Source organism: Nonomuraea ferruginea (assembly GCF_039540635.1).
Classification (GTDB): domain Bacteria; phylum Actinomycetota; class Actinomycetes; order Streptosporangiales; family Streptosporangiaceae; genus Nonomuraea; species Nonomuraea ferruginea.
On record NZ_BAABFD010000015.1, the window covers coordinates 1 to 12,309 of the forward strand.

At 71.9% G+C, this 12,309-nt stretch carries 10 protein-coding genes and 1 pseudogene; 9 read left to right on the top strand and 2 right to left on the bottom strand.

Translation table 11 applies throughout. The features are described from left to right. Positions 1–53: 53 nt before the first annotated feature. The 7 genes and pseudogenes from ABD999_RS26725 to ABD999_RS26755 all read left to right on the top strand — a co-directional run. Positions 54–608 (top strand): annotated as a pseudogene (locus ABD999_RS26725) (hypothetical protein); the annotation flags it as partial. 4 nt (positions 609–612) lie between these two features. Next, complete coding sequence (gene murJ / locus ABD999_RS26730) at positions 613–2,223, top strand: murein biosynthesis integral membrane protein MurJ (protein ID WP_345482939.1); 1,611 nt, start codon at positions 613–615, stop codon at positions 2,221–2,223. A gap of 52 nt (positions 2,224–2,275) precedes the next feature. After that, positions 2,276–3,391, top strand: coding sequence for a glycosyltransferase (locus ABD999_RS26735; RefSeq protein WP_271280203.1), 1,116 nt, complete (start codon positions 2,276–2,278; stop codon positions 3,389–3,391). Positions 3,392–3,605: 214 nt separating this feature from the next. Then, positions 3,606–4,589, top strand: a complete 984-nt coding sequence (locus ABD999_RS26740; protein WP_148031247.1) for a TerC family protein — start codon at positions 3,606–3,608, stop codon at positions 4,587–4,589. Positions 4,590–4,698: 109 nt separating this feature from the next. Then, positions 4,699–5,340 (top strand): phosphatidylserine decarboxylase, encoded by a 642-nt coding sequence (locus ABD999_RS26745; protein ID WP_187281417.1) that lies wholly within the window; start codon positions 4,699–4,701, stop codon positions 5,338–5,340. Next, positions 5,327–6,151 carry a CDP-diacylglycerol--serine O-phosphatidyltransferase gene (gene pssA / locus ABD999_RS26750; protein ID WP_148031248.1) on the top strand — a complete coding sequence of 275 codons (825 nt, stop codon included), beginning with the start codon at positions 5,327–5,329 and terminating at the stop codon, positions 6,149–6,151. Before ABD999_RS26745 ends, pssA begins: the two co-directional genes overlap by 14 nt. A gap of 56 nt (positions 6,152–6,207) precedes the next feature. Continuing rightward, a complete protein-coding gene (locus tag ABD999_RS26755) occupies positions 6,208–6,480 on the top strand; it encodes a hypothetical protein (RefSeq protein WP_219550054.1) in 273 nt (90 codons plus the stop codon). Between the two features lie 20 nt (positions 6,481–6,500). Here the strand turns inward: ABD999_RS26755 and ABD999_RS26760 are convergent, their stop codons facing one another. Beyond that, on the bottom strand, positions 6,501–7,157 hold the full coding sequence (locus tag ABD999_RS26760) for an MBL fold metallo-hydrolase (RefSeq protein WP_219550056.1): 657 nt from the start codon (positions 7,155–7,157) through the stop codon (positions 6,501–6,503). Continuing rightward, the gene (locus ABD999_RS26765; protein ID WP_271280204.1) at positions 7,157–7,927 is read right to left on the bottom strand and encodes a maleylpyruvate isomerase family mycothiol-dependent enzyme; all 771 of its coding nucleotides are present in this window, start codon (positions 7,925–7,927) and stop codon (positions 7,157–7,159) included. Before ABD999_RS26765 ends, ABD999_RS26760 begins: the two co-directional genes overlap by 1 nt. 230 nt (positions 7,928–8,157) lie before the next feature. On the opposite strand from ABD999_RS26765, the gene uvrA reads away from it, so the two are divergent. Continuing rightward, complete coding sequence (gene uvrA, locus ABD999_RS26770; protein WP_271280205.1) at positions 8,158–10,998, top strand: excinuclease ABC subunit UvrA; 2,841 nt, start codon at positions 8,158–8,160, stop codon at positions 10,996–10,998. A gap of 89 nt (positions 10,999–11,087) precedes the next feature. Beyond that, on the top strand, positions 11,088–12,308 hold the full coding sequence (locus tag ABD999_RS26775) for a PucR family transcriptional regulator (protein WP_271275583.1): 1,221 nt from the start codon (positions 11,088–11,090) through the stop codon (positions 12,306–12,308). Position 12,309: the final 1 nt, after the last annotated feature.

Sequence of the window (12,309 nt, forward strand, 5' to 3'; positions counted from 1 at the left end):
GTGCGGAAGGGGGAAAATGATCGACGGCCGGGCGGCCGTGGCCCGCGGAAGGCGCGTCCAAGGGGTTCAAGGGCCACCTGAGCGCGCTCGCCCGGGGCGAGGTGACCAGCGGCGCGGTCAAGATCCTCGGCATCGGCGCGACCGGGCTGGCCGCCGCCGCGCTGGTGTCCGACGGCCCCGCCGACACGCTCGTCAACGGCGCCGTCGTCGCGGGCGCGGCCAACCTGGCCAACCTGTTCGACCTGCGGCCCGGCCGGGCGATCAAGGTCGGGCTGCTCACCGGCGGGCCGCTGCTGGCGGCGGCCGTGGCCGGCGACTCGCCCGCGACGGCCGCGCTGGCCGCCGTGCCGCTGGGCGCCGCCGCCGCGCTGCTCCCCGACGACCTGGGCGAGCGGGCCATGCTCGGCGACGCGGGCGCCAACGCGCTGGGCGCGCTGCTGGGCCTGGCCGCGGTGACCAAGCTGGGCCGTCCCGGCAGGCTCGTCCTGCTCGGCACCGTGGCCGCGCTCACCGCCGCCTCCGAGAAGATCAGCTTCACCAAGGTCATCGCGGGCAACAAGGTGCTCAACCGGCTCGACCTGCTGGGCCGCCGCCCCGCCGACGCGTGACCCGTTGACCGAACGCGAGGCGAGGCTGGCCCGTGGCGTGGCCGGCGGCGCGCTGCTCATCGGCGCGATCACCGTGCTGGCCCGGGTGGCCGGCTTCGCCAAGCAGTACGCGCTCGCGCGGACGGTCGGCACCAACTGCCTGACGTCCGCGTACTTCACCGCCAACCAGATCCCGAACATCGTCTTCGAGGTCGTCGTCGGCGGCGCGCTGGCCGGCATGGTCGTGCCGGTGCTCGCCGGAGCCGTGTCCGAGGACGCCAGGGAGCGGGTGGGGCGGATCGCCTCCGCCCTGCTCACCTGGGTGCTCGTGGTGCTCGTGCCGGTGGCCGTGCTCACCGCGCTGCTCGCCGGGCCGATCATGGGACTGTTCGCCATCGAGGGGTGCGGCCGCGCCGCCGTCGACGTCGCCGCCCGCATGCTGGTGATCTTCGCCCCGCAGATCCCGCTTTATGGGATCGCGGTCGTGCTCTACGGGCTGCTGCAGGCGCACCACCGGTTCGCCGGGCCCGCGCTCGCGCCGCTGGTGTCGAGCATCGTGGTCATCGTCGCGTACCTGATGTTCGTGCCGCTCAGCGGCGGGATCGCCACGCCGGAGGGGGTGCCGCGCGCGGCCGAGCTGGCGCTGTCGGCGGGCACCAGCCTCGGCGTGCTCGCGCTCGTCCTCACCGTGATCGGGCCGGCCGCCCGGCTCGGCGTGCGGTGGCGGCCCACGCTGCGCTTCCCCGACGGGGTGGCCGGGCAGGTGCGCAGGCTCGCCCTGGCCGGGATCGCCGGGCTGCTCGCCCAGCAGGCCGCCATGGTCGTGGTGCTGCTGCTGGCCAACGACGTGATCGGTGGCGGGGCGCTGGCGGTCTACAACTACGCCTGGGCGATCTACCTGGTGCCGTACGCGGTGCTGGCCGTGCCCATCGCGACCAGCGCGTTCCCCCGGTTGTCCGCGCACGCCGGCGTGGGGGAGGACGAGGCGTTCGCCCGGCTCGCGGCGAGCACCACCCGGGCGATCGTGCTCGTTTCCGGGGTGGCCGCCGGGGTGCTGGCCGCCGCGTCCGAGCCCGGGGCGGCGGTGTTCCTGGCCGACAAGAGCGACGTGGACCCGTTGGCGCTGGCGCGGGCCGTGGCGCTGTTCGCTCCTGGTCTGATCGGATACGGGCTCATCGCGCACCTCAGCCGGGTCCTGTACGCGACCGGCCGGGGGCGGGGGGCCGCCGTGGGCACCGTGTCCGGGTGGTCGGTGACGATCGTGGCGCAGACGGTCTTCGCGCTGTCGCTGCCGGACGGGTGGCGCATCGCCGGGCTGGGGCTCGGGATGACGGTGGGGATGACCGCCGGCGGGGCGCTCATGCTCGGGTACGTGGTCGCGGCCCGCGGCCGTGCGGCCATGGCCGGGCTCGGCCGGGCGCTGGGCGCGGCCGTCGCGGGAGGCGCGGCCGGGTTCCTGGCGGGGGCCTGGGCGGCCTCCGGGATCGGGGCGGTCGGGGTGTGGGCGAACCTGGGCGTCACGCTGCTGGCCGCCGTGGTTGCGGTCGCGGTGGGCGCCGGCGTGGTCGTGCTGGTCGACAGGGACGACGCCCGGGCGGTGGCCGGTGTCCTCCGGCGGCGCGCGCCCGGAGGGTGACCGGGCCGGGCTGGGTGGTGGCGGCCTCGATGCTGGAGAGGGAGGGGTGCGGGTGCGAGTGGCTTACGTGGTGGGCACCACGACGGGAGGGACCGGGCGGCATGTGCGCATGCTGGCCGCGGGGCTGGTGCGGCGCGGGCACCGGGTGGTGGCCGCCGGTCCGCGGGAGGTCGGGGAGCAGTTCGGGTTCAGTGCGGCCGGTGTCCGGTTCGTCGAGGTTCCGGTGTCCGATCGGCCGCATCCGGTGAACGACGCGCGCGCGGTGCTGGCCGTCCGGCGGGTGGTACGGGGGGCCGACGTCGTGCACGCCCATGGTCTGCGCGCCGGCGCGCTGGCCGCCCTGGCCATGCCCCGGCGTGCTGAGGCGGCCTCCGCCTCCCTCGGGGCGCCGGAGGGGGCGAGGGTCCCGCTGCTCGTGGTGACGCTGCACAACGCGCTGACGGCCGGAGGGTTCGTCGGGGCCGTGTACGGGGTGCTGGAGCGGATCGTGGCCCGGCGGGCGGACCGGGTGCTGGTGGTCTCGCCCGATCTGGGGGAGCGGATGAGCGCGCTGGGAGCGCGGGACGTCAGGCCCGCCGTCGTGCCCGCGCCGCCCCTGCGGGAGCCCCGGCGGACGCCCGGGGAGGTGCGGGCCGAGCTGGGGGCGGGTGACCGGCCGCTCGTGCTCACCGTCGCCAGGCTCGCCCAGCAGAAGGGCCTGGAGACGCTGCTCGACGCCGCCGCCGGCCCGTGGCAGGGCCCGCCGCCGCTGTTCGCGATCGCCGGAGAGGGGCCGCTGCGGGGCGAGCTGCGCCGCCGGATCGACGCCGAGCGCCTGCCCGTGGTGCTGCTCGGCAACCGGGACGACGTGCCCGACCTGCTCGCCGCCGCCACCGTCGCGGTCTGGGCCAGCCGGTGGGAAGGGCTGCCGCTCAGCGTCAGCGAGACGCTCAAGGCCGGCACACCCGTCATCGCCACCGCCGTCGGCGGCGTTCCCGGCCTCGTCGGCGACGCGGGGATCCTCGTCCCCTACGGTGACCCGGCCGCCCTGCGCTCCGCCGTACAGGATCTGGTCTCCGATCCCGGTGAGGCGGCCCGGTGGGCGGCGGCGGCCGCCCGCAGGGGCGAGGAGCTGCCCGGAGAGGACGACGCGGTGCGGAGCGCGCTCGCGGCCTACAGCCGGTCGTGACGGACCGCACCGGTTTGTGATCCAGAGGGAAGATGACATTGCACTGAGACGTTCTCGTATACTGCGTGAGTTGGGGAGGGGAGTATCCCTTCGCGGCAGCCTCGTCATCACGGTGTAGCCCCGATCCACGGGGCCCCCGGGGCTGCCGGTCCGCGGGTTTGGCGGGCGGGAGAGACCTCCGGCAGTCAGTCCTGCGTGCCGGAGGTTGTACAACGTGACCGAACCCTTGTGGGCGTGGATCGTCGTGATCGGCGGTCTTCTGATCGTCCTCGCCGTGGACCTGTGGATCGTCGACCGCGGCGAGGCCCGCGAGTTCTCCATGCGCCAGGCCGGCGCCTGGGTCAGCTTCTACGTGACCCTGGCCGTCATCTTCGGCGTGATCCTCTGGTTCACCTCGGGGCCGGAGAAGTCCGGGGAGTTCTTCGCCGGATACATCACCGAGTACAGCCTCAGCGTCGACAACCTGTTCGTCTTCTTCATCATCATGAGCCGGTTCGCGGTGCCGAAGGCCTACCAGCACAAGGTGCTCCTCATCGGCATCCTGCTCGCGCTGGTCATGCGCGGCATCTTCATCGCGCTCGGCGCCGCCGCCCTCGAACGGTTCGGCTGGCTGTTCTACGTCTTCGGCGCCTTCCTGATCTACACGGCGATCAACATCATCCGCGGCCACCTGAAGGGCGAGGCGGAAGAGGTCAACGAGAACCTCCTGCTCCGCTGGGTGCGCCGGAGCCTTCCCACCACCGAGGGATACGTCGGCTCCAAGATCACCGTGAAGATCGACGGCAAGCGCATGGTCACCCCGATGCTGATCGTCATGATCGCCATCGGCAGCACCGACCTGCTGTTCGCCCTCGACTCGATTCCGGCGATCTTCGGGCTCACCACCGACCCGTTCATCGTCTTCACCGCCAACGCGTTCGCCCTGATGGGACTGCGTCAGCTCTACTTCCTGCTGGGCGGCCTGCTGCAGAAGCTGGTCTACATCAGCTACGGGCTCGCGTTCATCCTGGGATTCATCGGGGTTAAGCTGGTTCTGGAAGCTCTGCACTCCAGTGGAGTCTCCTGGGCGCCCCACATCCCGATCTGGGTGTCCCTCACGGTCATCGGCTCCACGATGGTGATCACCACCGTGGCAAGCTTGATCAAGGCCCGCGTCGACATGCGCAAGAGTGTGAAGGCGGCCTCGGAGAAGGTCTAGCTAAACGGCTTTCGAGGCGCTTTGCTGGAGAAGCTGTATCGTGTCATAGTTGCGGGTTCTGTACCATCACGGCAAAAGCGCTCCGTTCAGTCACCACCAAAGGTTGTACGTGTCAGTCGATTCTGCAAAGTCGAGCCGGGTCAGGCTCGCACGCGGGGTCTCCCCGTGGCTCCTCCCCACGACGGCCGCGGCGGCCGCCACCGCGCTGCTGACGCGACGGGACCGCCGATGGGCGTTCGCGGCCGTGCCGCTGGGCGCCCTCACCGGCGCGATGCTCTGGTTCTTCCGCGACCCCGACCGCACGGTCGGGGACGGGCGGATCCTGTCACCGGCCGACGGCGTCGTCCAGAGCGTCGACCCGTGGCCCGACGGCCGCACCCGGGTGGCCATCTTCATGAGCCCGGTGAACGTCCACGTCAATCGTGCACCTCTTGCGGGAAATGTCACCTCCGTGCAGCATGTGGCGGGTGGGTTCCTGCCGGCATTCAACAAGGACAGCGACCAGAACGAGCGCGTGGTGTGGCATTTCGCGACAGCGCTCGGCGACGTCGAGATGGTGCAGATCGCGGGCGCGGTGGCGCGCAGGATCGTGCCCTACCTGACTGCCGGCGCGAAGGTCGCGCAGGGTGAGCGCATCGGGCTCATCCGCTTCGGTTCCAGGGTCGACATCTACCTTCCCGAAGGGATCTCCTCCGCGGTGTCCGTGGGCGAGAAGACGGTTGCGGGGGTGACCAGAATTGACCACGGCTGACGCCGGTGGCTGGCAGGCGGCTGAAGAGGAAGAACCTCGCGGCCCCGTCGGCAAGGCGTTCCGTCTGTCCGCCGCGGACTCGTTGTCCCTGGGCAACGCGCTGTGCGGGTTCCTCGCCGTGTGCGTGCTGGCCGCGTCCGTCTTCGACGCGCTGCGCACCAGCGGCGACTTCACGCCCGCGCCCGGCTACTTCGCCACCGCGGTGGTGCTGCTGCTCATCGGCGCCACCTGCGACCTGTTCGACGGGCTGGTGGCCCGGCGCTTCCGCGCTTCCGCGATGGGCGCCGAGCTCGACAACCTCGCCGACGTGATCAGCTTCGGCTTCGCGCCGGCGTTCATGGTGGTGATCTGGGGCGGCTTCACCGATGCCGTGCCGTTCGCCGCCGTGGTCACGGCCGCCGCGGCGGTGCTGGTCGCCGGGGTGGTCCGGCTGGCGCGGTTCGCCTGCGTCAAGACCAAGAGCGGCGACTTCATGGGCCTGCCCATCCCGATGGGCGCGATGACCGTGATCTCGATCGTGCTGCTCTTCGAGCCCAGCGTGTGGACACTGCTCGGGGTGCTCGCCGTCGCGTGGCTGATGGTCAGCCGCATCGAATACCCCAAGCCCAAGGGCCAGCTCGCCGCCGTCGTGCTCGCCTGGATCATGGTGAACGTGGCGTTCCTGACCTTCTGGGTCGCCTGGCCCGAGGGCGGCGACATGCCGATCAAGATCGGCGCCACCATGCAGATCGCCCTGGTCGCCGCCATCCCGCTGCGGATGATGTTCTACAAGCGCGAGCTCCGGCGCGAGGCCGCCCGCCTCGGCCAGTGACCCTCCGGCGCCGGGAAAGTGCGGACTTTCCCGGTGTCATCGGCTTTCATGGAAGCATGCCGGCCAACCCGCGCGAGCACACGCGCACGTACTTCCTCGCCAAGCTGGCGGGGGAGCTGGAGCGTCACGGGCTGACCGCCACCCTCCGGGCCGATCCGCCCGTGCTGCGCGTCAGCGATCCCGACACGGTGATGCTCGCCGAGACCGTCGACTGCGTGCCGCTGGCCGACGGCTGGTTCTACCGGTGGTCGTGGGGCGAGCTCGTGGGCCTGGTCGACGAGCCCGCCCGGGCGGCCGAGCGGATCGTGCGCGTCCTGTCGCGCGGCTGACCCGCGGCCCGGCCGCGCTCTTACCAGCCGCGGGCTTTCCACTCCGGCAGCGACGGGCGCTCGGCGCCCAGGGTGGTGTCCTTGCCGTGACCCGGGTAGACCCACGTCTGGTCGGGGAGCCGGTCGAAGATCCGCTCCACCACGTCGGTGTAGAGCTGCTCGAACCGCTCCGGGTCCTTCCAGGTGTTGCCCACGCCGCCGGGGAACAGCGAGTCGCCGGTGAACAGGTGCTTGTGGTCGTCGTCGCCCTCGTACAGCAGGGCGATCGAGCCGGGGGTGTGGCCGCGCAGGTGGATGACCTCGAGCGTGACGTCGCCCACGTTGATCCGGTCGCCGTGCTCGACCGTGCGGCCGACCGGCACGGGCAGGGCGGGCGCGTCGAGCGGGTGCGCCACGACCTGGGCGCCGGTCATCTTGCTCACCTGGTCGAGAGCCTGCCAGTGGTCGCCGTGCTGGTGGGTGGTGACGATCGTGCTGACCGGCTGGTCGGCGATCAGGGCGAGCAGCCGGTCGGGCTCCGCGGCCGCGTCGATGAGCAGGCCGTCGCCCGTCGCCCGGCAGCGCAGCAGGTAGGCGTTGTTGTCGTAGGGGCCGACGGCGAGCTTGGAGATGCTCAGATCGGTCAGCTCCCGCACGTCGGCGGGGCCGCCGACCTGGACGTCGCCGGTGTAGGTCATCAGTAGTCCTTCGGAGGCGTCGCGGGCAGGTCAGCGGGGGCGACGCCGGTCAGCCACGGCGGTGGCGGCGGGACCGGCCGTCCCTCTGTCACCACCCTAACCCGATCTCCCTCCGACCTCCCGGTCAGCCAGGCCAGCATGTCGGCCGGCGTGCCCGTCACCACCGGGCCGTCGCCGAGGTCGGGCCACTCCTCCAGCGTCTCGCCGCCCGGGCCGACGAACCGGGCCGCGCCGATCGTGCTCCGGTCGCGCGGCCACGTACGCAGGCAGTCGCGCAGTTCCCTGGCCACGAACGCGTCCGTCCAGTCGGCGGGGCCGTATCCCGCGTCCAGGTCCACATGGTGCATCCCCACCTCGCGCAGCCGCCTGACCAGGCAGTACCAGGCGGGGTGACGGGGCGGGCGCAGGCCGCCCACCGGCGCCCGCCAGGCGTCCGGGGGCAGCTCGCGGACGGCGCGGTCCAGGCGCGCGGCGCTGTCGCGCAGGTCCGCCACCTGCTCGGCCGCCGGGCGGGCGGCGCCGGCCTCGATCCCGGCCTCGCGGGCCTCCGGGCTCGGGTACTGCGGGGTCTCGACGCCCGTCCTGGCCCAGGTGAGCAGGTTGACGTGGCTGTCGGCGTTCCTGGCCAGATGGGTGAGCACGTGGCCGCGGGTCCAGCCGGGCAGCCTGGACGGGGCGCGGACTTCGGAGTCGGTGAGGGCGGCGGCGGTGGCCAGCAACCGGGCGGTCTCCTCGGCCAGTTCCTCCCGCACCGCAGCAAGCACAGTCATGAACCGATATTTCATCACGCGCTCCGGCGCAGCGGGGCACGGGCATAAAAGCACAGGTCATGCGGTTGACAACGGAAGACCTCCTGCGCTGTGCCCTGGAGGCCGTAATCTGAGAGGGACGGAGTTCCGGCGAGCGGCACCGGCCGGCCGGGATCGGCTCAGCGAAATTGTCGGGGCCCCCGTCTACCATCCCCCGTGGACCTATCCGCCTTTCGACTTCCGGGATCGCCGTGGCAGACCGCCTGATCGTGCGTGGTGCACGAGAGCACAATCTCAAGGACGTCTCGCTTGACCTGCCGCGAGACTCTCTGATCGTTTTCACCGGCCTCTCCGGCTCCGGCAAGTCCAGCCTGGCCTTCGACACGATCTTCGCCGAGGGGCAGCGGCGTTACGTCGAGTCGCTGTCGGCCTACGCCCGCCAGTTCCTCGGCCAGATGGACAAGCCCGACGTCGACTTCATCGAGGGCCTGTCTCCCGCGGTCTCCATCGACCAGAAGTCGACCAGCAAGAACCCGCGGTCCACGGTCGGCACGATCACCGAGGTCTACGACTACCTGCGGCTGCTGTGGGCGCGCGTCGGCAAGCCGCACTGCCCGGTCTGCGCCCGCCCGATCGCCCGCCAGACGCCCCAGCAGATCGTCGACCGGGTGATGGACCTCGACGAGGGCACCCGGTTCCAGGTGCTGGCCCCGGTCGTCCGCGGCCGCAAGGGCGAGTACGCCGAGCTGTTCCGCGAGCTGCAGACCAAGGGCTTCGCCCGCGCCCGCGTCGACGGCACGGTCGTGCGGCTGGAGGAGCCGCCGACGCTCAAGAAGTACGAGAAGCACGACATCGAGGTCATCGTCGACCGCCTGTCGGTCAAGGAGTCGGCCAGGCGGCGGCTCACCGACTCGGTCGAGACCGCGTTGCAGCTGTCCGGGGGCACGATCACGCTCGAGTTCGTCGACCTGCCCGAAGGCGACCCCGGCCGTGAGCGGTTCTACTCCGAGCACCTCTACTGCCCCTACGACGACCTGTCGTTCGAGGAGCTGGAGCCGCGCTCGTTCTCGTTCAACTCGCCGTTCGGCGCCTGCCCGGAGTGCACGGGTCTCGGCACCAAGATGGAGGTCGACCCCGAGCTGGTCGTGCCCGACCCGGAGCGCACGCTCCGCGAGGGCGCGATCCACCCGTGGACCGGCGGCCACGCCAGCGAATACTTCGGCCGCCTGATCGAGGCGCTCGGCAACGCGATGGGCTTCACCCCCGACACCCCGTGGGAGAAGCTCTCCAAGAAGGCGCAGAAGTCGCTGCTGTTCGGCCACGACGAGCAGGTCCACGTCCGCTACAGCAACCGTTACGGCCGCCAGCGCGCCTACTACACCACCTACGAAGGCGTCATCCCGTGGGTGCAGCGCCGTCACGCGGAGGCGGAGAGCGACTCGACCCGGGAGCGGTTCGAGGGCTACATGCGCGAGGTGCCCTGCCCCGCCTGCAAGGGCGCCAGGCTCAAGCCGGTCACGCTGGCCGTGACCGTCGCGGACAAGTCGATCGCCGAGGTTTCCTCGATGTCGATCGGCGAGTGCGCCAAGTTCCTGGCCGGGCTCAAGCTGTCCGACCGTGACATGCACATCGCCGAGCGGGTGGTCAAGGAGATCAACGCCCGCATGGGCTTCCTGCTCGACGTCGGCCTCGACTACCTCTCGATGGACCGCGCCGCCGCCACCCTCGCGGGCGGCGAGGCGCAGCGCATCCGGCTCGCCACGCAGATCGGCTCCGGCCTCGTCGGTGTCCTGTACGTGCTCGACGAGCCGTCCATCGGTCTCCACCAGCGCGACAACATGCGCCTGCTCGACACGCTGATCAGGCTGCGCGACATGGGCAACACGCTGATCGTGGTCGAGCACGACGAAGACACCATCGCCGCCGCCGACTGGGTGGTCGACATCGGCCCCGGCGCGGGCGAGCACGGCGGCCAGGTCGTCGTCTCCGGCACCGTCCAGGATCTGCTGACCAGCGAGGAGTCGATCACCGGCCAGTACCTGTCGGGGCGCAGGAGCATCCCGGTGCCGGCCACCCGGCGCAAGCGCGACAAGAAGCGGCAGATCACCGTCAAGGGCGCGCGCGAACACAACCTCAAGGGCGTCGACATCGACTTCCCCCTCGGCGTGTTCACCGCCGTCACCGGCGTGTCGGGGTCCGGCAAGTCCACGCTGGTCAACGACATCCTCTACAACTCGCTGGCCAAGGAGCTCAACGGCGCCCGCACCGTCCCCGGACGCCACTCCAGGATCAACGGCATCGACCAGGCGGACAAGGTCGTCCACGTCGACCAGTCGCCGATCGGCCGCACGCCCCGGTCCAACCCGGCCACCTACACCGGCGTGTTCGACCACGTGCGCAAGCTGTTCGCGGCCACCACCGAGGCCAAGGTGCGCGGCTACCAGCCGGGCAGGTTCAGCTTCAACGTCAAGGGCGGGCGCTGCGAGGCGTGCTCCGGCGACGGCACTATCAAGATCGAGATGAACTTCCTGCCCGACGTCTACGTCCCCTGTGAGGTGTGCCACGGCGCCCGCTACAACCGCGAGACGCTGGAGGTCCACTACAAGGGCAAGACGATCGCCGAGGTGCTCGACATGCCGATCGAGGAGGCGCTCGGCTTCTTCGACGCCATCCCGGCCATCAAGCGCCACCTGCAGACGCTCCACGACGTCGGTCTCGGCTACGTCCGGCTCGGGCAGCCCGCCACCACGCTCTCCGGCGGCGAGGCGCAGCGCGTCAAGCTCGCCTCCGAGCTGCAGCGGCGGCAGACCGGGCGGACCGTCTACGTCCTCGACGAGCCCACCACCGGCCTGCACTTCGAGGACATCCGGCGGCTGCTCGGCGTCCTCGGGCGGCTGGTCGACGGCGGCAACACCGTCATCGTCATCGAGCACAACCTCGACGTCATCAAGACGGCCGACTGGATCATCGACATGGGTCCCGAAGGCGGCTCGCGCGGCGGCACCCTGGTGACGGCGGGCACCCCCGAGGAGGTGGCCCTGGTGGAGGAGAGCCACACCGGGCGCTTCCTGCGGAAGATCCTGTCCGTGTGACACGGGGTCGTGGCCCCGTCCGGGTGGGGCCACGACCGGGGTGCGGGTGGGCCCTTGTCTTCCGACGGGTGGTTTGACAGGGTCTGACCGTGTCGGAAGATGCGCCGCGGCCCCTCATGCTGGGCGGTGTGTGCGTGCACGAGCTGCTGGAGCGGCCGCTCGTACGCCTCGCGCGGCGGCTGGTCGGCGAGTTCGCCGAGGAGATCCCGCTGTATCGGCGGCTGCCCCGGGAGGAGCTCGACGGCGACATCACCCGCATCACCGAGCACAACCTGCGGCTGATCAGCGGGATGTTCCGGGAGCGGCGCCCGCCGACGCGGGCCGAGCTGGCACCGCTGCGCGCGTCGGCCGCGCGCCGCGCGCAGGAGGGGGTGCCGCTCGACGCGCTGCTGGCCGCCTACCAGCTCGGGGTGACGAAGGTGTGGGAGAGCCTGTTCGCGCACGCCGGGCCCGGCGACCTCGACGACGTGCTGGAGGCCAACCGGCTCATCCTCTGCTACACCGGCGCCGTGACGTCCGCGGTGTGCGCCGGGTACCTGGAGGAACGCGAGGCGATGCTCAGCCAGGAGCAGCACACCATGCACGCGACCGTCGCCGCGCTGCTCGCCGGTGACCGGGAGGCGCTGGCCGGGGTCCGGCTCGCGCCCCGCTACCTGGTCGTCGCCACCGCGCTCGGCACGCACCCGGACGAGACGGCCGACGACCAGGGCGGGCCGATCGCCGGCCTGCGCAAGCTGCACCGGTTCCGGGCCGCCTGGCAGCGCCACGCCGCCGGGCAGGTGCTGTCGGCGCTCGACAGCACCGGCGGGCTGGTGCTGGTGCCGCTGGGCGCCGGCGAGCCCGGGTGGTGCCGGGCCGGCGAGCTGGTGACGGCGGCGGGCCGCGCCGCGGGCGTCCCGGTGTGGGCCGCGGCAGAGCCCGCCGAGCCGGCCCGTGTGCCCGCCGCCGCCAAGCTGGCCGAGGAGGTGCTGGAGGTGGTGCGGTCCCTGGGCCGGCCGCCCGGCGCGTACCGGCTCGCCGACGTGCTGCTGGAGTACCAGCTGAGCAGGCCCAGCGAGGCGCTGGCGAGCCTCGCCGGGCTGCTGGATCCGCTGCTCGGCAACCCCGATCTGCTGCGCACGCTCAAGGCGTACCTGGACGCGGGCCTGGACCGGCGGCGCACGGCCGAGCGGCTGCACGTCCACCCGAACACCGTGGACTACCGGCTGCGCAGGGCCGTCACCCTGACCGGGCTGGACCCGATGGACCCGGCCCAGCTCCAGCGCATCGGCGCGGCCCTGGCGGCCCGCCGCACGCTGAACGGCGGGTGAG

Excerpts from the sequence above, each read along its gene's own strand:
- ABD999_RS26755 (WP_219550054.1), top strand. The coding sequence starts at position 6,208 with ATGCCGGCCAACCCGCGCGAGCACACGCGCACGTACTTCCTCGCCAAG.
- ABD999_RS26760 (WP_219550056.1), bottom strand. The coding sequence starts at position 7,157 with ATGACCTACACCGGCGACGTCCAGGTCGGCGGCCCCGCCGACGTGCGG.
- ABD999_RS26765 (WP_271280204.1), bottom strand. The coding sequence starts at position 7,927 with ATGACTGTGCTTGCTGCGGTGCGGGAGGAACTGGCCGAGGAGACCGCC.